The organism is Bacillus sp. Xin1 (assembly GCF_013314535.1).
Classification (GTDB): Bacteria; Bacillota; Bacilli; order Bacillales; family Bacillaceae_G; genus Bacillus_A.
This window is the reverse complement of the sequence record NZ_JABUAE010000001.1, coordinates 287972-306334: the sequence shown is the minus strand read 5'-3', so window position 1 is coordinate 306334 and position 18363 is coordinate 287972. Positions and strand designations below refer to the sequence as shown.

Genomic DNA, 18363 nt, shown 5'->3' with positions numbered 1-18363 from the left:
TTAATGATTCTCATTTTTTGATTCTCTAAAGAAATTAGATGTAATAAGACATATGATTCCAAGGATAAGCACTCCCCCACCTACGCTCTTATTCACATTCTCAAATACAGCTATATCTGAAATAATATTAAGCATAATAAGTCCCCAGACAAATAAGACCACTCCAAAACCATATAGTATTCTTCCTTTTAACGTTTGCTTCCTCACCATGCAACCCTCCTGTAAAATTTTCAAACTCCAACTATATCCTCTTACCTTTTGGACATACTACAAAAAAGGAGCTGATTATATGCAAAATTCCATACATAAACATATCCTATTGTTGTTCTTCCTATTTCTTTTCTTTGTTATATGTTTCAGCCTAATCTTACATACACCAAAAGATATGCCGAGCACCGTTTTAGTTTATAAGTTACTCCTTTGTTATTTTGCCTATTGAAAAAGGTGTCTTATGATGAGACACCTTTTTCAATGTACGTTTTTCCTTTTTCTAATGATACTCCCTGTTGTTACAAAAACTGTTCCGAACAATAGACACGTAGATACTGAAATAGATGAAGGAATGACATGTATTGTTGTTCCTATTCCAGTTCCGATGATCAGGAGAAATCCAGCAATGCTAAATAGAATACCTATGATTTTCATTATCTTCTCTCTCCCTTTTTATAGGTCTCTTTGTTCATATAATTTTGTACAAACTATCATCGATAACAGCATCATACAAGTTGCACCTATGAATAAAAACCCACTATGTAAATTCAATCGCTCTATATTTACTTTAAAGAAAACTTCTAAAATAAATATAGGTGCAATTAATATAAAACAAGCAATCATAAACGTTTTCTGATAACCGAACAGAAAGTATATTGGTAAAATTAAACTAAAAACAATAAAACTGAGGCTCATACTAGCCACAACTGTCGTTTCTATAAAATCCACTGTCCCATTTCGTAGCTGAATACCTACTGCAAAGTAAACAATGATAACACTGATCATTAAAATAATCGATGCAAACATATACTTTGCCAATATTATTTGTTTTCTAGATATCGGTAAACTATTAAACATTTTTTCGATTTGATTTTTTTCATCACTATAAAAAGTTCTCATCATCAATATAACAGGAATAATAACTGTCGTAAGTGTGAATGTACTATGGTTATCGTGCGTTGCCATATAGAATAAAAAAGGATACATGATATACCAAATGAGCATGTTCCTTTGCACAATAAAATCTTTCATAATAAGTTGCTTCATATGTATCCCCCTTCCTGTTTTTATAAATCACGTGCTTCATAAATTTTAATCGTAATAAACATAGAAGTGATATATATACTAGCTACTATAATCCCACCAATTATAAATATCACAACATGTGATGGATTCATGATCCAATCCATGAATGACAATGCTATTTGGTTTGTTGGTCCTTCCTCAATAAATATCCCAATAAGAACAGCTATTCCAACTGTTAGGCCTGTAAATATTCCTCGCACTACTTTTGACTTTGTTCCGTAATAACTAGGAAACAAAGCTGCTATAAAAACAATCGAAACAAAAGCCCCTCTTACTACTACATACCATGGAATCTCAATGTATAAATTAGGATGATGTGCACCTATATTACCAATTGAAGCTACACCTTTGATAAGCCCCAATACCGCTATTGTCACAACCATCCCTACTGCAATGAATATTGCACTAGAAATATATTTAGCAATTATAATATCCCTTCGCCTTACAGGTAAGCTATTAAAAACAATTTCACTTTTATTTCTTTCATCCATTGCTATTAATACCATCGCTGAGGAAATCGTTATAAGTAAGCAACTTAGAGGAAATGCTGTTTCTCCATTTGGTTCTAAAATAAAAAACAGAAAAGGCATAATAATATTAACCAACCAAGTTACCCGAAAAAAGAATAAATCCTTATATACGAGCTGACGCATAAGCACCTCTCCCTTTCGCTGTATACACAACAATATCATCTAAAGACGGTTTTTCGATCACAACTTCTTGTCCAAACCAATCTTTAATCGCTTGTTTATCCTTCGCCAAGCCTTCAAAACCAAATTTATTTTTACGTAACCCGATAAAGAGCTCTTTTCCCTCCACATCTAATAAATCATTGCTTCCTTTTACAATCACATGTTTTTCTAATATTTCGTCTTTTTCTCCCGTAAAGATAATTTCACCTTCGTGAATAAATGTAATATAATCAGCAATTCGCTCTAAATCAGTTGTAATATGCGTGGAGAATAGTACGGATGCTTCTTCTTCCATTACAATCTCTTGCAAAATATCAAGCAGTTCACTACGGACAACTGGATCTAAACCTGATGTTGGTTCATCCATAATGATAAGCTTTGCATGATGCGATAACGCCATCGCAATTGCAAATTTCATTTTCATCCCCTTTGATAACTGCTTAATCTTCTTGTCGTTTGGAACTTGTAATTGCTCTATATATGATTGATATTTTTCTTCATCCCATTTTTTATATAGTGGTGCGATAATTCGCTTCATTTGTTCACACGTTAACTCTTCATAGTAGTGATTTTCATCATACACAAATCCGATATTTTGCTTAATTTCCTTCTCTGCTTTTTGATTGTCTTTCCCAAAAATCATAATATCCCCACTATTTTGTTTTACTAAGTTCATTATCATTTTAATGGTCGTACTTTTCCCGGCACCGTTTGGCCCGACAAATCCCATAATATATCCACGTGGCAATGCAAAACTTACATTTTTCACTGAAAAATCTTTATAGTTTTTACAAACATTTTTTAACTCTAACATGTCGCTTATTCCCCCTTATATAAAAACGCAATCATTTGCTCTAACTCTTCAAGTGAAAGCTGTAAAAATTTACTTTCCTGAACAACTTCTTCCACTTTACTTTCTAGTAAACGCAATCGTTGTTCCCTTATAAGCTCATTATTTTGCCCAGAGACATACGACCCTTTTCCCGCAACCGTTTCAATGTAACCCTCCTTTTCAAGTTCCTCATACGCACGTTTCGTCGTAATCACACTAATTTGTAATTCTTTTGCTAATATGCGAATAGATGGCAATTGATCTCCACCCTTTAGACGACCATTTAAAATAAGCTGCCTTAACTGCTTACTAATTTGTTCATAAATAGGGTCTGGAGAAGAATTTGAAATGATAATATCCATGTTTCCCTCCAATGTGTATATACTGTATATACTTTATATGTACAGTATATACACATCATCCTATTTTTGGCAAGAAAAAAAGACCAACTATTTCCTGTTGGTCTTTTGTATATGTATCACTTCTCAAAGCGATCTAACATTTCATCTCTCATCCCAAAACTAACAACCGCAATTCCTACATACATAAAAATAAGAAATGCTGGATGCACTGCATTGTACCAGCTGCTATCAACAATTAAATATACCGTTAATGCCACAACAAGTACAAACGCTAAAACAAACATATAAAAGTGTCTTGTACTACCCATGATAAACTCCTCTCTTCTCACTTCACCATTCAACAGTATATTTTATCGAATAATTCGATATGACTCAAGGTTAACTTTCTTTTATATAATCGAGCTCTACTTTTACAATGTCATCGCAAGCTATTGAAATAATTGTTCCTTGCTTATCAATTGCTGTCACTTCTGCGTTATCCATTACACGATGTGCTACACGCTCTAACATTTTCCCATGATCCCGATAACAAAATTCCTTTATATCTTTAATCGTTTTACCATTTTCTAAATGATACACCATCCTGTAACACTTATAGCCCATTCTCTCACCCCAAATTGTTCGTTTTTTCACATATACATAAAAATGAGTTACGTCTCTCTCATTACACCCTCTTAATTTCAATAAAATTCTAACAAAAATACACAATTTTATCAAACTGACTTTTTCAACAATAAAACCTAAAAAACAACTTTCTTCCGCACTATTACATAAAACCTAAAAATTCTTTACATGATTTTCATAATTTCTGCACAAATTCTCCACAAAAAAAGAACTCGCATATAGTGAGTTCTTTTCATTTTACATATGATCAAACTTGTACAGGAGCTGGCTTTTGATAACGTAAAACTGGTTTACGAGCAGCCATCGTTTCATCAAGACGCTTAATTACCGTCGTATGTGGTGCTTCTTGTACAACCTCTGGATTTTCTTCTGCTTCTTTTGCGATTTGAATCATCTTATCGATGAATCCATCTAACGTTTCTTTTGATTCTGTTTCTGTTGGCTCAATCATAATACATTCTTCCACGTTTAGTGGGAAGTAAATTGTTGGTGGATGGTAGCCAAAATCAAGCAGACGTTTTGCGATATCTAATGTACGTACACCAAGTTTCTTTTGACGACGACCTGATAATACAAACTCATGCTTACAATGTCTATCAAATGGAAGATCATAGAACGGAGCTAATCTTCTCATCATATAGTTTGCATTTAATACAGCATATTCTGTTACTGCGCGCAGTCCATCTGGACCCATAGAACGAATATACGTATAAGCACGAACGTTAATACCGAAGTTTCCATAGAACGGTTTTACGCGTCCAATTGCTTGTGGACGATCGTAGTTAAAGTGGTAACCATTTTCTGTTTTCTCTAAAATTGGTTTTGGTAAAAACGGAATTAAATCTGCTTTTACACCTACTGGACCAGAGCCTGGGCCACCGCCGCCATGCGGACCTGTAAATGTTTTATGAAGGTTTAAATGCACAACGTCAAATCCCATATCACCAGGACGTGCTTGACTTAATACCGCATTTAAGTTCGCACCATCATAATACAATTTACCACCTGCATTATGAACGATTTCTGCCATCTCTAAAATATTTTCTTCAAATAAACCAAGTGTATTTGGATTTGTTAGCATAAGTGCTGCTGTTTCTTCGTTCACAACACGTTTTAAGTCTTCTAAATCAACAAGACCATTCTCATTTGATTTTACTGTAATTGTTTCAAATCCTGCTACCGTTGCAGACGCTGGGTTTGTTCCGTGCGCAGAATCCGGCACAATTACTTTCGTACGGTTAAAGTCACCGTTTGATTCATGGTATGCACGGATTAACATTAATCCTGTCCATTCTCCATGTGCACCAGCTGCTGGTTGAAGTGTAACAGTATCCATACCTGTAATTTCAATTAAATGTTCTTGCAAGTCGTACATTAATTCCATTGCACCTTGCACCGTTTTTTCGTCTTGAAGCGGATGAATATTCGCAAAGCCTGGGAAACGTGCCACATTCTCATTGATTTTTGGGTTGTACTTCATCGTACAAGACCCTAATGGATAAAATCCAGAATCAACGCCGTGGTTACGGTTTGAAAGTGCTGTGTAATGACGCATAATGTCAAGCTCCGATACTTCTGGAAGCTCTGCATCTTCAGTACGAATATAATCGCTCTCAAACACATCTTCTAATTTTACTTCTTCTACATCTAATTGGGGTAAGCTATATCCTACGCGTCCTTCTTTACTCATTTCAAAAATAAGTGCTTGGTCTTGGTTCTTCATTGGATAGCCCCCATTTCGTTTACAAGTGTGTCAATTTCTTCTTTTGTACGAAGCTCTGTTACTGCTAAAAGCATATGGTTCGCTAGCTCTTTATAATCACGGCCCAGGTCATAACCACCGATAATATTCTTTTGAACTAATGCATCATTTACTTCTTGTACTGAACGTTTGCAATCTACAACAAATTCATTGAAGAATGGACCAGCAAATGTTACTGTAAATCCTTTTGCTTCAAATTGACGTTTTGCATATTGTGCTTTAGAAATGTTTTGACGCGCCATTTCTTTCACACCTTGTTTTCCAAGTGCTGTCATCGCAACAGATGCTGCTAATGCGTTTAATGCTTGGTTAGAACAAATGTTAGATGTCGCTTTATCACGACGAATATGTTGTTCACGAGCTTGCAATGTTAATACAAAACCACGTTTACCATCTGAATCTACAGTTTGTCCTACAAGACGCCCTGGAATTTTACGCATAAATGCTTTCGTTGTTGCGAAATAACCACAGTGTGGTCCACCAAACTGTGTTGGGATGCCAAATGGTTGTGCATCACCGATTACAATATCAGCACCAAATTTTCCTGGTGGTGTTAATGCACCTAATGATAATGGATTTGAAGAAACGATAAATAATGACTTTTGTTCATGAACGATTTTTTCAATATCAGCTAACTTTTCAACTTGTCCAAAGAAGTTTGGATATTGAACAATTACACAAGCTACTGTATCATCTACTTCGCTTTGCAATACGTCTAAATCTGTTACACCGTCTTTATAATCAATTTCAACAACTTCAAGATGTTGACCTTTTGCATATGTTTCAAGTACTGCTCTTGATTCTGGATGAACTGCTTTAGAAACAAGGATTTTCTTTTTACGAGTATGACCAGCTGCTAGCATTGCCGCTTCTGCTAAAGCTGTACCTCCGTCATACATAGAGGAGTTTGCCACATCCATTCCTGTTAATTCACAAATCATTGTTTGGAATTCAAAAATCGCTTGTAATTCCCCTTGTGAAATTTCTGGTTGGTATGGTGTGTACGCTGTATAAAATTCTGAACGAGAAATAACATGATCAACAATTACTGGAGCATAATGATCGTATACGCCTGCTCCTAAGAAGGAAGCATAATCTTTTAAATTCGCATTTTTACGAGCCATACCAGTCAGTTCTTTTAAAAGTTCTGGTTCTGACTTCGCTTGTTTAATTTTTAAATCCCCTTTAAAACGAACACTCTCTGGAATATCAGAAAATAATTCATCGATCGTTTGAACGCCGATCGTTTGTAACATTTCTTTTTTGTCTTCTTCTGTCATTGGAAGATAACGATGCAACATGAAATCTACCCCTCTCCCCGTTACTTTGAACGTTTGTAAAATGGTGTTGGAACGACTACTGCTTTGACGCGTTTATTACGAATCTCAATTTCTACTTCTGTATCAACTGCTGCGTATTTTACATCAACTAATGCTAAGCCAATGCTTTTCTTTAACGTTGGAGATTGTGTACCACTTGTAACTTCACCGATTTTTTCTTCGCCTACATATACTGGATAATGTGTGCGAGGAATACCGCGCTCAATTACTTCAATACCGACTAATTTACGAGGTGCACCGTTTTCTTTGTATTCTTTTAATGTTTCTTTTCCAAAGAAATCTGCCTCTTTGTTTGTTTTTACTGCAAAACCAATTCCAGCTTCAATTGGTGTAATATCTTTCGATAATTCTTGACCATAAAGTGGAAGTGTTGCTTCAAAACGAAGTGTATCACGTGCTCCTAAACCACATGGTTTTAAGCCGTCTTCTGCTCCAACTTCAAGAAGTTTCTCCCAAAGTTTTGCAGCATCTTCACTCTTACAGTAAATTTCAAATCCGTCTTCGCCTGTGTAACCAGTGCGTGATACAAGTGCTTCTACACCATCTACAAGAACAGGATTTTTAAATTTAAAGAACTTAATTTCTTTTAAATCTTCTGACACAACTTTTTGTAAAATGCCTTCTGCTTTTGGTCCTTGAATTGCAAGCTGTGCAATTTCACTAGAAACATTGACTACTTTCGTATCGCCAATTACATGACTTGCTAACCATTCGTAATCTTTCTCGATGTTCGATGCATTGATTACTAATAAATAGTCTTCTTCGCCACGTTTGTAGATTAATAAATCATCTACAGTACCACCATTTTCGTAACACATTGCTGTATATTGTGCGCCTCCTACCTTTAAGGTAGAAACGTCATTTGTAACAACACGTTGTAAAAATGCTAAACTATCTGTGCCCGTTACTTCTACTTCTCCCATGTGAGACACATCAAATAGACCCGCTGCTGTACGAACAACTTCGTGCTCTTCTTTAATGCTTGAAAATTGAACTGGTAATTCCCAACCACCAAAGTCGATTGTTTTCCCACCATACTTCGCGTAAACATCAAATAGCGGTGTACGTTGTAATGTAATCATGTTCTTTCCCCCTTATGCTGTCTATGACAAATCAATAAAAGTTGGCTTCCCGTATCTAAACATTTTTCATTCAGAAAAGATGGGATATACGGAATCTCAATGCATTTTTTTATGAAAGCGTAAATAAAAAAGTACTTTCTTGGATAAAATACGAAAGATTCCATTCATTTCACACCATTATCCTAACATTTTTCGATCTATTTCATCAATATTCTAGCATAAAAAATAATTTGGAATTTTTTATTCTTATACTTGCAAAAACGACTTCCCCTAAAAATGCTAGAAATTATCGTTTTGGGTGAAGGATATAATAATAACCGTTTTAGTTTACAAAAGGTGGGAGAGTTTTCATGAATGTTGATATTTCCGTAGATCGGACATGGCAAGAAAATTTTTTAAAACGAATTGATGAGGACGGTCCTTGGACAAATTGGGAATTGTATAATTTAGCCTACGAAACAGAAAAGTCGTTACTTGTCCCTACATTCGATGGTTTGCAAGCACCAAAACATTTATCTCATTTCACACCGCTTCCTCACCAATTAGAAGTTGCGCAAACTGTGATTGAGCAAATGAATGGAAAAGCGATACTAGCAGATGAGGTTGGACTTGGAAAAACAATTGAAGCGGGTCTGATTTTAAAAGAATATATGGTGCGTGGTCTTGTTAAAAAAGTACTTATACTCGTTCCAGCCTCCCTTGTTTCCCAGTGGGCATATGAACTTAACACCAAGTTTTTTATCCCTGCAGTTGCCCAGAGAAAAAGCTACTCATGGGAACAAGCTGACGTCATCGTTTCATCAATTGATACAGCAAAGCGTTCACCGCATCGTGATATCGTTTTGAACCTAGAATATGATCTCATCATTATTGATGAGGCACATAAACTCAAAAATAATAAAACAAAAAACTATGAATTTGCGCAGCGTCTAAAAAAGAAGTTTTGTTTATTACTAACTGCAACACCTGTCCAAAACAAAATCGATGAAATCTTTAATCTTGTTTCTTTATTAAAACCCGGTCATTTAGGGAATCAATCTAACTTCGAAGAATACTATGCTTCTAAAAATCGCTCTACAGAGTCAGATGAAGATTTGAAAGCCCTTATTAACAAAGTCATGGTACGAAATCGTCGAAACGGTACAGGGATTGAGTGGCCTAAAAGGCACGTTCGAACCATATTTGTTGATTTTAATGGAGAAGAACGAGCTCTGTATAACGCGATTGAACATTGGAAAGGACAAGACGCGTTTACCTCTGCCTTTTCATCATTAACTTTGAAAAGAGAAGTATGCAGTAGCCGGGAAGCAGTTTATTATTCACTTAAAAAACATGTAGAAAAAAGACAAAAAGAAAATGAGAATTATATACCAGATCCATATATCGATGTTTTAATGGATAAAATCAACCATATTCCTTTTAATTCAAAAGCAAATCAAGCACTAGAGCTTATAAAAGAAATTGATAATAAAGTCGTTATCTTTACAGAATATAGAGCAACACAAATGTACTTACAATGGTTTTTAAAACAACATGGTATTTCATCGGTTCCCTTTCGAGGTGGATTCAAACGCGGAAAAAAAGATTGGATGAAAGAACTCTTCCAAAATCATGCGCAAGTGTTAATCGCAACAGAAGCAGGCGGTGAAGGGATTAACTTACAATTTTGTAGTCATATGATTAACTATGACTTGCCCTGGAACCCAATGCGGCTTGAACAACGGATTGGACGTATTCATAGGCTTGGACAAAAAAATGATGTCCATATTTATAACTTAGCGACAAAGCATACAGTTGAAGAACATATTTTGAAACTTCTATACGAAAAAATCAATTTATTTGAGCGAGTCATCGGTGAACTTGATGAGATTTTAACAAGAATCAATATGAAAAATATCGATGCGCATATTCAAGAGATTTTCGCAGGGTCAAAGAGCGAAGGAGAAATTCGAATTAAAATGGAAAATTTAACATCCATCATCGACTTTGCGAAGAGAAACGAAGCTGAGGTGCAAGGTTATGCAGCAACATGAAATTCATAATTATTTATGGAGTTTTTTTGAAGCAAACGACTGTGAAATTTCCCGACGTTCCCCGCATCTACTAGATGTACAATTAACAATTGAGATGGATAAACTATTGATGAATCGCCCTTTTTACTGGCATTACCTTGAGAAAACAGGCGGCGTTCCAAATCCGATGAAACTTACTCTCATTACAAATCCAGAGAACGCAGAGGAGGAAGGTGAGCTTATTCACTATGGCTCTCCTCGCCTGCATCAAATCTTTCAAACAACAAAAGAACTTGGATCCTACATACGTTTATTCGAGGAAGTGAATTCAGGTGGTACAACTCATACACCACTTCACCCATGGCTTGGCGTTAATGTAAAAGTATGTTATCAATGTGATCGAAAAAAAGACATGCTTCATTCCATTGGGATTCATCTTATTTCTGGGACAATGATTACAAACTTTCATGAAACATTAGCAAAAATTCGGCTCACGCCAAAAATACCAGATTTCAGTTTTACGCTTACTCCAATTATTAAGCCGCAAAGCGGACTCCAGCGAATAGAAGATGCACTAAAAAATCTCATCGCAGCAGATAATCATACATGGGCTGAAGAAGCACATGTGCGCTGGAACCATGACTTAGCGCTTCTAAATCGATTTTACGAAGAAAGCGAAGAGCTTCCCGAAAGCTACGAAATAGAAAAGCAAGCACTACAAGAGCAATACGAACCTCGTATTACAATGCAAATTATAAATGGTGGACTCTTTTATGTAACCGCTAATCATTTTTTTTCATGAGAAAAGCCCCTTCATATGAGAAGGAGCTTTTCTTATATTTTCCCATTATACTTCCGGCCATCGTTATGTTCTTGTTGCTGCTTTTCTGTCATTCGTTTTTGATATTCCCTGTCTTTCGCACTCACATGGTTTGCATCTGTTGGAAGATTCTTTTTCGAACGTCCTACGCCATTGCTCATCTCTTTCACCCCTTATGCTTTTCAAATTCACTCTTATTGTCAGCTAAGGGGGCAATCCTTATGCAAAAATAAGAGAAGCTTTTTCGCTCCTCTTATTCCTTCACATATTTCTGAAACATATCGTGCAAGCCTTGATTTACGAGATGAGAGATCTGTTCGTCAGATTTATGCGGATAACGATCACGCAACCTGATAGATGCTTTCACCATTAAATTTTCTAATACAGAACGGCCACCTTCACCATAAATAATTTCAGCGTATTCTACAAGCCTTCCATCTTCTATTGTTGCTGGGTTATGATTGAAGAAAAATTTACTCATTGTCTCCACCTCTCTTTTTTTGATAACGTTTACATTTGTATAGATTATTTATGTTATTTATTTCACAATATTGTATGCATGTATAGTTGATTAGTTTCATTATAAAACAACATGACGATAGGAATAACTTAAGTTTTCGTCAATTTTGTGAACAAAAATTTAAAAATGAAAGCGTTTTAATTATTATATACTAAAAAAGATTACCACGCTAGGGGCAATCTTTTTATTTCTACCAAACTATGATTTTCGCTTCATTTCGTATACGCTCAAAATGTTTACATAGCATTTACCGCTTATATACATGGCTAAATTCTCTCTCCTAACCAAAAAGAAGGGATTTATATCGATTTTTTAACTTTCATTATCAATTAATCTTGTACAATATTCAGAAATTCTATTGTAAAATATACCTATTACTTAAGGAGGCATAAAATGAATCAAAATAAAAAAGTTATATTCGATATTGTCTTTTACCTCGTCTTCCCTTTTGTTATTTGGAAATTTGCAAAAGCACATATTGATCCTTATTATGCAATGCTCATTTCCTCGGTACCGGGAATTCTTTATACACTGTACTGCTTTAAGAAAGAAAAGCAGTTCAACGTCACAGGGTTCTTTATTTTAATTACCCTCGTTGCTAACACGGCAGTAGATCTATTATCCGGATCTGCCGAGCGAATGCTTTGGAATGACGCATATTATCATATCGTACTCGGGTGCATTGTTATTTGCACAATCTTTATTAAAAAACCACTCATGTTATATTTCGCAGCTGATATTGCAGCACTGCAAGGACATGACCGAGATAAAAGTCGCGTCCTTTACCGCGACAAACGCATATATCCAGCACTGCAATATTTAACACTATTTTTCGGTCTCCAATTCATTTTAAAAAGCTTTTTAAAAATCTATTTCATCTCTGTGTTTGGTGTGGAAGGATATGGTGAAATGAGAGCAATCATGACTGCAGTTGGTTGGGGAATTTCTATATGTATTGGTATAGGATTTGTATGGGTGAATAATAAAATACACGCAGTAACTGAACAGAGCGAATCTACCCAATAGAGTATAGATCATCAAAAGAAATAATGAAAATCCCCCTGTACATGTACAGGGGGATTTTCATAGGTTTGTCTGTCGAATCAATGACAAGTATATACTCGTCGCAAAAATTTTACTGTACCGCCTAGCATAATCACTAGCGGTAAATCATTCCAATTTTCATTAACTTGTTTTTTTTCTTTTCTTCTTTACATTTTGATAAAACAAAGCAGCACTAAGAGGCATCATTCCAAACCATCTGTTTAAAAACGGTGCTTTTTCAGCACGGCGTTGTTCTTTCTTCTGCTTTCGATCCTCTTTTGGAGCATCCATATATGATACAAATTGTTGCGTCACAAAACGCACATAATCATTAGTAGACATATTATCATCACCTCTACTTGATTAGTATGCCCACTTTTTTACGCATTAATCTTTCGCAGTAGCTCTTTCACAATCTCTTCCACATTTTTATTTGTCGTATCTATATAGATATAAGCTTCTTCATAATATGCACGGCGGTTCTCAAACTTCTCTACAAACGCCTCTATGTTTTCTTTTTGAAATAATGGACGCGTCATATCTTCGCGAAGGCGTTCCGCAACAACATACGGATCACAATATAAATACACAACCGTCCCATTTTCTTTCATCCACTGGCGATTCTCAGCTCGCTCAACGATACCTCCACCAGTTGTAATAATTAAGTTACTCGTCGGCAAAGAGCACAACATTTCGCTTTCATATTGCCGAAATGTATTTTCTCCTTCTTCTGCAAAGATATCACGAATTAACTTCCCTTGCTTCTCCTCAATTTTTTGATCGGTATCTACAACTGGAATATGCAATCGTTCACTTAGCACTCTCCCAATTGTTGTTTTGCCTGCTCCCATGTAACCTGTTAGGTAGATGGATTTCATTTTGTTACCTCTTTTCTATCGAGTTGGTCATTGTTTAATTATTTGTATTATAACGAAAAATTGACTGATAGGGTTTATTTTATATGTGACTTGCGCACATTAATAAGAAACGTTTTGCCCTTAATTCTGTATCAAGAACAAAACGTAACAGTAATGAACCTTCTACCTCATCTCTCCTCTACCCAATTCATAACCCGTTTATTTATTTTATCGTATTGAAAGTTCACTTTATAAGAATGCTTTTGTTTCGTCATGCACTGTAATGTAACAAAAACGAGTTCGTTCTCAAATGCATAGTTCCCACTCGCCTCACCATTTTTATATCGAAATGAGAATGCATCATTTTGTTCTTTTTCCAGCAAATCTGCCTTTATCGAGGCAATCGCTTGATCGGTAATCTCTTCTAACAAAAATTTCTGCTGCGCTTCTTTATAAAATCTTTGATCAGATTGTAACATATTTATTTCATATATAAAAAATGAAAACAGTAAGAAAAGAAGAATTAATGTTCCTGGCATCGCAAAACCATCTTGCTTTCTCATGTTTTCAACTCAATAGGTGTGTAACGTGTTGCTATACCGTGATACGTTTTACCCCTTATATCTTGCACATGTATGGTTAATACATTCGGTGTTACGTCATAAGAAACCGAACTTACCTTTTGTAATATAATCTCCATCCCTAGCGTATTTACTTTTCTCACGATATTATTTCCTAACACTTCATATGTTACATTAACTCCGCTACTCAGTTGAAGAAGGAGTAAATCTTCTTGATTTTCTAACTGAACACCTTTTCCCATCTGACTCTCCCTAAATTCTAATTGCACTTGTTCCATGAACACATCCCATTCCCAACTATTTATTTGCTTCGAATACGGTTTCTCGATAAATAAACCATGGAGGCGCGGCACAAGAAGAAAGAAAGTAGATAAAAACAATACACATAATAACATTTCTAATAACGTAAATCCTGCTTCTCCCTTTTTACTTTTGGACATAGCGACATTGTTCCATTCTTTTTTGTTTAACGTCTTTCCAAATTGCACAAACCTCTTCTCCCTGCCAATGCGTCTTGTATACAACACCATCTATTGTCTCCTCTTTTTGCTGCTTCGGCCGATTTTGATACATATATAGCGCCGCTTCCCTCTTCAACAATACATGTGCTTTATACCGAAATTGAATATTTTTTCTTTCTTGCATAATAAGAAGTGTTTGCGGAAGCAACAGTGACACAGCCATCATTAATAAACTTAACGATACGAGCATCTCGAGCATAACCGATCCTTTTTGGCACTTCACGATACGCAAATCTCCCTCTCCCAAGTTGAAATACAACTTCATAAGTGTGCGAGCGATAAGAAAGTATGATTGTACCACCTTGGTTTATATTTCCATTTGCATTATAGGTCATTGGATTCGGAAAAGTATTTAAATCAATCTTTATATCACGTTCATATTCCCGGATAAACAAGGAACGTTTATCTCCAGATTCCCAAATACTGTACATATGTTTTTCAGGGACCCATCGTAACATATGAAGATTCCGGCGGTTTATAGCTAACTGCTGCATGTATAATATATCTTGCGAAAATTGTTTTAAAAACTGTTCGACTTTTTGCCTTTCATATAATGGTGCAACGTTAAAATAAGTAACAACGCTCAATATCGAGATGATGGATAGAACGAGGAGCATCTCTAAAAATGTAAATCCCTGTTGTTTCACGATTTTCCAACTACCGATACTGCACCATCATCACTTGAAATACTAATTTGTTCCCCTTTTGGACACGTTGTGGAAGTAATGTACTTATCTTTCACTAATTCGTCGATGGTAGGTATCTTATTATGTTGTAATTGATAAGCCTGCACTTGCGATTCGACCGATTTTACGTAAGCATCACAACCTTTTCCTTGTACGGAAGAACGCTGTTTAATGACATTTGGAATAATTAATAGAAGCAATACCGAAATAACAACCATCACTAATAGCATCTCTAAAAGAGTAAATCCTTTTTCATTTTTCATATAACTTACCTCCTAAATAGAATTCATCATTTGAAACATTGGCATGATCATCGCTAAATACATAAGAACAACAATTATGCCAATGCATGTAAACAGGAGTGGCTGAATAATGACTAAAATACGTTGAATCTTTCCTTCCATTTTTTCAATCGTTAATTCGCTATAATCACCTAATTCTGTCGCTAAGTTTCCGTTTGCTTGTCCATGCGCAATAACGTAAGACAGTTCACGCTCGTAATAACTGCTCTTCATAATAATAGAATCCAACTGTTCTCCCGCCGTTAATAACTCTTCAATTCGAGTGGCTTCACATTGAAAGAACGGGTGATGTTTTTGTTCAATCATTAACGTTAAAGCCTCGAGTACCGATAATCCGCCTTGTAATAGGCCGCTTAATTGAACAGAGAAATAATGGGAGTTTGTTAAAATAAGAAATGTTTTGATAAGGGGAATACGCACCATAATACTTACCCTTTGAATGGGAGGAAGCTTTCGTAGATAAAACACATATACGCATACTCCTAGTAAAATAACGAGAAAAAATCCGCCAATGATATATGGGAGCATTTGAATAAGGGACATAATTTGATCTGAAAAGGAAGCTGAAGTTGCACGTAAAGAACTGTACAATGTCTCAAATTGAGGAAGCAAAACAAGGTTGAATACAGCAAGAATTCCTAGTAAAAAAAGAGATAAAAAAATCGGATAACGGAGAACTTTCATCATATCTTTTTGATGCTTATCTTTCCTATAGAGGAGTACGCTTCCTTGCTTTAAAGCAAAAGAAACATCACCGTGTTGCTGGGCATAAAATAAATAACTTAATATGTCCGGATGAAACATCATTTGCTGAAAAGCATCATGTAAACTTTGTCCATTTTTCAATTCTTCGATAATATGCTGCAGTTGTAACTTTTTTGCAGAAGATAATTGAAACTGTAAAAATTCTAGCGCTTGTAAGAGCGGATAACCTTTTTCTAACAATTCACCAAGCCTTTTTAATAGCAAGACTTGCTCATGTAATCTCCACCCTTTTCGTTCAAACATAAACATCCTCTTCTAAAAATCCTAAGGCATACCCTTTTCTTACACACGATTGCAATGTTTCATAATAATAGGTTACCTGCTCTCCATTCGCTTCACGAATCGCTTGTTTCAATTCAAGGCCATATAACAACTCATAAATGCTTGCTTGTCGCACTTTCCTCATTGCTTTACAAAGCGGTGAACATTTCCCATTACAAAATGGACATTTCAATTCCACAAGGCGCTGCGCCGCTACAGCAAGCAATGATTGTTCAATTTCTTGCTGTGTAATTCCGAAATCCATCAACCGCAGTACAGCCCCTTTGGCATCGTTTGTATGTAGCGTTGTCATAACTAAATGTCCTGTTAAACTTGCACGCACAGCTACTTTCGCTGTTTCCTCATCACGAATTTCACCGACTAAAATAATATCAGGATCATGGCGCAAAATCGCTTTTAAACCTGTTGTATACGTGATACCTGCTTTTTCATTAATTTGAATTTGTAATAAACCATCCTTTCGCTTTTCAATTGGATCCTCCAGTGTAACAATGCGGCGCGTTTGTCCCTTTTTAGCTACCTCTAGCAAAGCATACATTGTTGTTGTTTTTCCAGATCCTGTTGGCCCAGTAAATACGAGTAATCCATGAGAATGATGTAAAAAAGAGAGAAGTGTTTTCGCCGAGCTTGGAAATAAAGAGAGATGGGAAAGTGGTTGAATCGATGCTTGCAAGTGTAAACGGATGACAAGGCTTTCGTGATATACAGTTGGCAGTGTAGAAAGACGTAAGTGAACTTCTTGCCCATCAATTTGTAAATACAATGATCCATTTTGTGGCTTACGCCTTTCCCCTATATCCATAGACGCTAAAAATTTAAAATGCGAAACAAGTCTTTCTCCAAATTCTTTTCTAATACAATGCTTCGTTACTAAATCTTTTCCAATACGTAATTGTATAACTGCATCCTCTTGCCGCGGCACGATATGTAAATCGGATGCCTGTAATGCGCATGCTTCTTTCATAATTGTATTAGCAAAATGTTCAACACCATTCATCATTATCGCCCCCTCACTATGTTTATATCATGAAGAGGTGCGCAAGAAAAATCGCAACTTTCACGTTTTCTCTATCCGAAAAAGGAAAAATATGTTTGTGAAAATATGAACAATTTCTGAATTATTGACTAAAATTACCTATATGCAACTTTATCTGTATTATAATGTTAATATCTTGGATAAAGTGATAAAGGTGGAGATCCTCATGGAGCAAGCTTTAAAAATTACAGGTGTACTATCTGATCCAACTCGTTATTATATTTATAAATATATTTCTCAAAAGCATAGTTACGTAACTGTACAAGAAATCGCAGATGAATTTAATATCCATCCAAACGTGGCACGTCTACATTTATCAAAATTAGAAGATGTTAATATGCTACGATCTGAAACGAAGAAAACAGGAAAAGGCGGAAGGCCAAGCAGGTTATATGTATTGTCTGAAGACTTAATTCAATTACAATTCCCATTTCGCGATTATCAGTTATTAGCGAAAATCGCTTTTAATTCATTACTGAGCCTTGGTGCAGCTGGTGAAAAGGCACTATATGAAACAGGCAAACAATTTGGTAAAGAATTAATGGAACAACATATGCAGCGTTTAAATGTTAATGAAAATTCATTAACATTAGAACACAAAGTTCAAATTGCAAAAGAAGCGTTATCAACTGCTGGCTTATCTCCTTCATTTGAATTAAGTACAGATGGCACACAAATTTACTATGATGTGCACAATTGTCCATTTAAAGAAGTTGCTGTTCATCATCCTGAAGAAATTTGTAATATGCACAGCGATATGATGAAGGGGATTTTTGAAATCCTATTCCCGAACATGGAATTAACACGACATGATAACTTATTAGATGGATGTAAATCTTGCAACTACAAAGTTCATCTATAATTTCTTCATATGAAAATGTGTCAAAAAGAAGTCAATTATATTTGGCTTCTTTTCTTTTTTCGCAAATATTTACAATAGTAAGAAA

Annotated in this window: 26 protein-coding genes and 1 pseudogene; 5 read left to right on the top strand and 22 right to left on the bottom strand. The window is 35.6% G+C overall.

The genetic code is table 11. The features are described 5' to 3' along the window. The 11 genes from HRG09_RS01600 to gcvT all read right to left on the bottom strand — a co-directional run bounded on the left by HRG09_RS01600 (window position 1) and on the right by gcvT (window position 7990). The gene (locus HRG09_RS01600) at window positions 1-207 is read right to left on the bottom strand and encodes a hypothetical protein (RefSeq protein ID WP_375335740.1); all 207 of its coding nucleotides are present in this window, start codon (window positions 205-207) and stop codon (window positions 1-3) included. Between the two features lie 261 nt (window positions 208-468). Next, complete coding sequence (locus HRG09_RS01595) at window positions 469-645, bottom strand: hypothetical protein (RefSeq protein WP_174099035.1); 177 nt, start codon at window positions 643-645, stop codon at window positions 469-471. Between the two features lie 18 nt (window positions 646-663). Next, window positions 664-1257 carry an ABC-2 transporter permease gene (locus HRG09_RS01590; protein WP_174099034.1) on the bottom strand — a complete coding sequence of 198 codons (594 nt, stop codon included), beginning with the start codon at window positions 1255-1257 and terminating at the stop codon, window positions 664-666. Window positions 1258-1277: 20 nt separating this feature from the next. After that, entirely contained in the window at window positions 1278-1949 is a 672-nt protein-coding gene (locus tag HRG09_RS01585; RefSeq protein WP_174099033.1) for an ABC-2 transporter permease, read from the bottom strand. Beyond that, window positions 1930-2802, bottom strand: a complete 873-nt coding sequence (locus tag HRG09_RS01580) for an ABC transporter ATP-binding protein (RefSeq protein ID WP_174099032.1) — start codon at window positions 2800-2802, stop codon at window positions 1930-1932. The genes HRG09_RS01585 and HRG09_RS01580 overlap by 20 nt, the downstream gene beginning before the upstream one ends. 5 nt (window positions 2803-2807) lie before the next feature. Continuing rightward, window positions 2808-3182, bottom strand: a complete 375-nt coding sequence (locus tag HRG09_RS01575; protein WP_174099031.1) for a GntR family transcriptional regulator — start codon at window positions 3180-3182, stop codon at window positions 2808-2810. Window positions 3183-3298: 116 nt separating this feature from the next. Then, entirely contained in the window at window positions 3299-3490 is a 192-nt protein-coding gene (locus HRG09_RS01570; RefSeq protein WP_174099030.1) for a hypothetical protein, read from the bottom strand. A 70-nt stretch (window positions 3491-3560) separates the two neighbouring features. Further along, the gene (locus HRG09_RS01565; protein WP_026049147.1) at window positions 3561-3785 is read right to left on the bottom strand and encodes a DUF3929 family protein; all 225 of its coding nucleotides are present in this window, start codon (window positions 3783-3785) and stop codon (window positions 3561-3563) included. A gap of 268 nt (window positions 3786-4053) precedes the next feature. After that, window positions 4054-5529, bottom strand: coding sequence for an aminomethyl-transferring glycine dehydrogenase subunit 2 (gene gcvPB, locus HRG09_RS01560; protein WP_174099029.1), 1476 nt, complete (start codon window positions 5527-5529; stop codon window positions 4054-4056). After that, entirely contained in the window at window positions 5526-6869 is a 1344-nt protein-coding gene (gene gcvPA / locus HRG09_RS01555) for an aminomethyl-transferring glycine dehydrogenase subunit 1 (protein ID WP_174099028.1), read from the bottom strand. Before gcvPA ends, gcvPB begins: the two co-directional genes overlap by 4 nt. A gap of 20 nt (window positions 6870-6889) precedes the next feature. Next, window positions 6890-7990, bottom strand: a complete 1101-nt coding sequence (gcvT, locus tag HRG09_RS01550; RefSeq protein WP_174099027.1) for a glycine cleavage system aminomethyltransferase GcvT — start codon at window positions 7988-7990, stop codon at window positions 6890-6892. 350 nt (window positions 7991-8340) lie between these two features. Here gcvT and HRG09_RS01545 point away from each other — a divergent pair, with 350 nt between their 5' ends. Both HRG09_RS01545 and HRG09_RS01540 read left to right on the top strand, forming a co-directional pair. After that, window positions 8341-10023 (top strand): DEAD/DEAH box helicase, encoded by a 1683-nt coding sequence (locus HRG09_RS01545; RefSeq protein ID WP_174099026.1) that lies wholly within the window; start codon window positions 8341-8343, stop codon window positions 10021-10023. Continuing rightward, window positions 10010-10804 carry a YqhG family protein gene (locus HRG09_RS01540; protein WP_174099025.1) on the top strand — a complete coding sequence of 265 codons (795 nt, stop codon included), beginning with the start codon at window positions 10010-10012 and terminating at the stop codon, window positions 10802-10804. Before HRG09_RS01545 ends, HRG09_RS01540 begins: the two co-directional genes overlap by 14 nt. 32 nt (window positions 10805-10836) lie before the next feature. Here HRG09_RS01540 and HRG09_RS01535 read toward each other — a convergent pair whose 3' ends face one another. Next, the gene (locus tag HRG09_RS01535; RefSeq protein ID WP_000064866.1) at window positions 10837-10983 is read right to left on the bottom strand and encodes a hypothetical protein; all 147 of its coding nucleotides are present in this window, start codon (window positions 10981-10983) and stop codon (window positions 10837-10839) included. A 92-nt stretch (window positions 10984-11075) separates the two neighbouring features. Continuing rightward, on the bottom strand, window positions 11076-11303 hold the full coding sequence (locus HRG09_RS01530; RefSeq protein ID WP_017150839.1) for a hypothetical protein: 228 nt from the start codon (window positions 11301-11303) through the stop codon (window positions 11076-11078). 86 nt (window positions 11304-11389) lie between these two features. Between HRG09_RS01530 and HRG09_RS29470 the strand changes: the two genes are divergently transcribed. Both HRG09_RS29470 and HRG09_RS01525 read left to right on the top strand, forming a co-directional pair. Further along, on the top strand, window positions 11390-11497 hold the full coding sequence (locus HRG09_RS29470) for a GTP pyrophosphokinase (RefSeq protein ID WP_309231931.1): 108 nt from the start codon (window positions 11390-11392) through the stop codon (window positions 11495-11497). Between the two features lie 238 nt (window positions 11498-11735). After that, window positions 11736-12368 carry a VC0807 family protein gene (locus HRG09_RS01525; RefSeq protein WP_174099023.1) on the top strand — a complete coding sequence of 211 codons (633 nt, stop codon included), beginning with the start codon at window positions 11736-11738 and terminating at the stop codon, window positions 12366-12368. Window positions 12369-12527: 159 nt separating this feature from the next. Here the strand turns inward: HRG09_RS01525 and HRG09_RS01520 are convergent, their stop codons facing one another. From HRG09_RS01520 to comGA, 9 genes and pseudogenes are all read right to left on the bottom strand, one after another. After that, window positions 12528-12728 (bottom strand): YqzE family protein, encoded by a 201-nt coding sequence (locus HRG09_RS01520; RefSeq protein WP_000106078.1) that lies wholly within the window; start codon window positions 12726-12728, stop codon window positions 12528-12530. A 38-nt stretch (window positions 12729-12766) separates the two neighbouring features. After that, entirely contained in the window at window positions 12767-13264 is a 498-nt protein-coding gene (locus HRG09_RS01515; protein ID WP_174099022.1) for a shikimate kinase, read from the bottom strand. A 167-nt stretch (window positions 13265-13431) separates the two neighbouring features. After that, window positions 13432-13806 (bottom strand): competence type IV pilus minor pilin ComGG, encoded by a 375-nt coding sequence (gene comGG, locus HRG09_RS01510; protein WP_174099021.1) that lies wholly within the window; start codon window positions 13804-13806, stop codon window positions 13432-13434. Next, complete coding sequence (gene comGF / locus HRG09_RS01505; protein ID WP_375335739.1) at window positions 13803-14354, bottom strand: competence type IV pilus minor pilin ComGF; 552 nt, start codon at window positions 14352-14354, stop codon at window positions 13803-13805. The genes comGG and comGF overlap by 4 nt, the downstream gene beginning before the upstream one ends. After that, entirely contained in the window at window positions 14251-14568 is a 318-nt protein-coding gene (gene comGE / locus HRG09_RS28700) for a competence type IV pilus minor pilin ComGE (protein WP_309231930.1), read from the bottom strand. The genes comGF and comGE overlap by 104 nt, the downstream gene beginning before the upstream one ends. After that, window positions 14549-14992 (bottom strand): annotated as a pseudogene (comGD, locus tag HRG09_RS01500) (competence type IV pilus minor pilin ComGD); the annotation flags it as partial. The pseudogene comGD and the gene comGE, both read right to left, overlap by 20 nt. Next, entirely contained in the window at window positions 14989-15294 is a 306-nt protein-coding gene (gene comGC / locus HRG09_RS01495; protein WP_174099019.1) for a competence type IV pilus major pilin ComGC, read from the bottom strand. The pseudogene comGD and the gene comGC, both read right to left, overlap by 4 nt. A 12-nt stretch (window positions 15295-15306) precedes the next feature. Continuing rightward, window positions 15307-16347: a competence type IV pilus assembly protein ComGB gene (gene comGB, locus HRG09_RS01490; protein ID WP_302480761.1), complete on the bottom strand. Its 1041-nt coding sequence runs from the start codon at window positions 16345-16347 to the stop codon at window positions 15307-15309. Continuing rightward, entirely contained in the window at window positions 16334-17377 is a 1044-nt protein-coding gene (gene comGA, locus HRG09_RS01485) for a competence type IV pilus ATPase ComGA (RefSeq protein WP_174099017.1), read from the bottom strand. Before comGA ends, comGB begins: the two co-directional genes overlap by 14 nt. A 205-nt stretch (window positions 17378-17582) precedes the next feature. Here comGA and HRG09_RS01480 point away from each other — a divergent pair, with 205 nt between their 5' ends. Then, window positions 17583-18278 (top strand): helix-turn-helix transcriptional regulator, encoded by a 696-nt coding sequence (locus HRG09_RS01480; RefSeq protein ID WP_174099016.1) that lies wholly within the window; start codon window positions 17583-17585, stop codon window positions 18276-18278. Window positions 18279-18363: the final 85 nt, after the last annotated feature.

Excerpts from the sequence above, each read along its gene's own strand:
- HRG09_RS01595 (WP_174099035.1), bottom strand. The coding sequence starts at position 645 with ATGAAAATCATAGGTATTCTATTTAGCATTGCTGGATTTCTCCTGATC.
- HRG09_RS01590 (WP_174099034.1), bottom strand. The coding sequence starts at position 1,257 with ATGAAGCAACTTATTATGAAAGATTTTATTGTGCAAAGGAACATGCTC.
- HRG09_RS01585 (WP_174099033.1), bottom strand. The coding sequence starts at position 1,949 with ATGCGTCAGCTCGTATATAAGGATTTATTCTTTTTTCGGGTAACTTGG.
- HRG09_RS01580 (WP_174099032.1), bottom strand. The coding sequence starts at position 2,802 with ATGTTAGAGTTAAAAAATGTTTGTAAAAACTATAAAGATTTTTCAGTG.
- HRG09_RS01575 (WP_174099031.1), bottom strand. The coding sequence starts at position 3,182 with ATGGATATTATCATTTCAAATTCTTCTCCAGACCCTATTTATGAACAA.
- HRG09_RS01570 (WP_174099030.1), bottom strand. The coding sequence starts at position 3,490 with ATGGGTAGTACAAGACACTTTTATATGTTTGTTTTAGCGTTTGTACTT.
- HRG09_RS01565 (WP_026049147.1), bottom strand. The coding sequence starts at position 3,785 with ATGGGCTATAAGTGTTACAGGATGGTGTATCATTTAGAAAATGGTAAA.
- gcvPB (WP_174099029.1), bottom strand. The coding sequence starts at position 5,529 with ATGAAGAACCAAGACCAAGCACTTATTTTTGAAATGAGTAAAGAAGGA.
- gcvPA (WP_174099028.1), bottom strand. The coding sequence starts at position 6,869 with ATGTTGCATCGTTATCTTCCAATGACAGAAGAAGACAAAAAAGAAATG.
- gcvT (WP_174099027.1), bottom strand. The coding sequence starts at position 7,990 with ATGATTACATTACAACGTACACCGCTATTTGATGTTTACGCGAAGTAT.
- HRG09_RS01545 (WP_174099026.1), top strand. The coding sequence starts at position 8,341 with ATGAATGTTGATATTTCCGTAGATCGGACATGGCAAGAAAATTTTTTA.
- HRG09_RS01540 (WP_174099025.1), top strand. The coding sequence starts at position 10,010 with ATGCAGCAACATGAAATTCATAATTATTTATGGAGTTTTTTTGAAGCA.
- HRG09_RS01535 (WP_000064866.1), bottom strand. The coding sequence starts at position 10,983 with ATGAGCAATGGCGTAGGACGTTCGAAAAAGAATCTTCCAACAGATGCA.
- HRG09_RS01530 (WP_017150839.1), bottom strand. The coding sequence starts at position 11,303 with ATGAGTAAATTTTTCTTCAATCATAACCCAGCAACAATAGAAGATGGA.
- HRG09_RS01525 (WP_174099023.1), top strand. The coding sequence starts at position 11,736 with ATGAATCAAAATAAAAAAGTTATATTCGATATTGTCTTTTACCTCGTC.
- HRG09_RS01520 (WP_000106078.1), bottom strand. The coding sequence starts at position 12,728 with ATGTCTACTAATGATTATGTGCGTTTTGTGACGCAACAATTTGTATCA.
- HRG09_RS01515 (WP_174099022.1), bottom strand. The coding sequence starts at position 13,264 with ATGAAATCCATCTACCTAACAGGTTACATGGGAGCAGGCAAAACAACA.
- comGG (WP_174099021.1), bottom strand. The coding sequence starts at position 13,806 with ATGAGAAAGCAAGATGGTTTTGCGATGCCAGGAACATTAATTCTTCTT.
- comGF (WP_375335739.1), bottom strand. The coding sequence starts at position 14,354 with ATGGTGTTGTATACAAGACGCATTGGCAGGGAGAAGAGGTTTGTGCAA.
- comGC (WP_174099019.1), bottom strand. The coding sequence starts at position 15,294 with ATGAAAAATGAAAAAGGATTTACTCTTTTAGAGATGCTATTAGTGATG.
- comGB (WP_302480761.1), bottom strand. The coding sequence starts at position 16,347 with ATGTTTATGTTTGAACGAAAAGGGTGGAGATTACATGAGCAAGTCTTG.
- comGA (WP_174099017.1), bottom strand. The coding sequence starts at position 17,377 with ATGAATGGTGTTGAACATTTTGCTAATACAATTATGAAAGAAGCATGC.
- HRG09_RS01480 (WP_174099016.1), top strand. The coding sequence starts at position 17,583 with ATGGAGCAAGCTTTAAAAATTACAGGTGTACTATCTGATCCAACTCGT.